Annotated in this window: 1 protein-coding gene; it reads left to right on the top strand. The window is 38.8% G+C overall.

Features of this window, described 5'->3' with window-relative positions:
- The first annotated feature begins 161 nt into the window (after window positions 1-161).
- A complete protein-coding gene (locus tag G5A70_RS15435; protein ID WP_226853778.1) occupies window positions 162-1415 on the top strand; it encodes a transposase in 1254 nt (417 codons plus the stop codon).
- Window positions 1416-1573: the final 158 nt, after the last annotated feature.

Here is a 1573-nt window from a genome sequence, read left to right as displayed (position 1 = left end):
CTTGAGTTTCCGCAGTTTTATCCACAGAACCTATAATCATCCTTGCTGATTATTAACAACTTTTTAAAAATGCCAAAAATATAAGGAATCCTATTCCTTTTTGATGTAAAATTTAATCACCACAAAAAAATCGTACTAAACAAAAAAGAGGAGGATTCCCTGTGGTTAATTGTACATCAAAAACTTATCAAATGAAACGGGAAATTTTAACTTTTTCCAATAAAATTTCCAGAAAGCTTCCCAAACCGGAAAAAAAGTTTATAGCTGACATGAATTATGGTATTCTTGCTTCCAACAGTTGTCTCCTTACAGACATTGTTGACCAGTTACATGAGCATTCCAAAAAAATCAACAGTGTCGACCGCCTTTCCAGACATTTGTCAAAAGGTACACCAAAAGATGCTTTGAGAGCCTACCTGACCCACATAAAGAAATGGTGTCCGGCTCATCCTGTCATTCATATCGATGACAGTGACGTAGTAAAACCGGATGGTTATAAATTCGAATCCCTTGGCTGGGTACGCGATGGCTCTGAGAGTACTTCTACAAAAAATGTCTATAAGAAAGGGTATCATGTAACGGAAGCCACTGTCCTTACCAACAACAATCATCCTGTCAGTCTGTTTTCTAAAATCCATTCTTCAAATGAAAAAGGCTTCACATCCATCAACAATATTACCTTTTCTGCTATGGAACGTGCAGCTGCTTTATTTGAAAAAGCAACCTTTGTCATGGATCGCGGATATGATGATAACAAGATGTTTCTAAAACTGGATTCCATGAATCAGGACTATGTGATTCGTCTGACTGCAAAGCGGAAGCTCCTGTATCATAATAAATGGGTATTTGCCACCGAACTGCGCAGCCGCAGGAAAGGCAAGGTAAAACTGCCTCTGTTCTACAAAGGGAAGCGGCATGAGGCTTATCTTTCCCATGTAAAAGTACAGATAACTGCATCCAGAAAAGATATTTATTTAGTCCTTGTTTACGGCATTACTGACCAACCTATGATGCTTGCAACGAACAAAGAAATCAAATCGAAAGACGATGTGATAAAGATTGCAAAACTTTATTTTTCCAGATGGCGCATTGAGGAATATTTCCGCTGTAAAAAACAGATGTTTCAATTTGAAAACTTCCGGGTACGGAAGCTCAAAGCAATCAATGCCTTAAATTTCTATATCACTTTATGCATGGCATTCCTGGCTCATATTTCCATGAAGCCGGAAACAAATGCCCTTAAAGTTGCTATTATAAAGACAGCAGATCCCATAAAAGTGAAAATATCTTTCTGCTATTATCGGCTGGCAAAAGGCATCTCCGGCATACTATCCTATGCAAAAGAAGGCATCCGACTATGGTTTCGGACGAAACGTCCTGCATACCGTCAACTCTGTCTTAAGCTGGCTGTTTAAATACATAAAAAAATATGTCTCCCAAAGTCCGGTTCCGGCGGGGCTTATTAAAGTGCCCCTAATCACAGAACTGCCATTCTGAATTTTTCAAAAAGTCGGCAGATTGGCACTTTGGGCAGACATATTCATTTTTGAATTACAGTTTGCGGAAACTCAAG

Source organism: Blautia hansenii (genome assembly GCF_013304445.1).
Lineage (GTDB): Bacteria > Bacillota > Clostridia > Lachnospirales > Lachnospiraceae > Blautia.
This window is presented reverse-complemented; position numbering and strand designations above follow the sequence as displayed.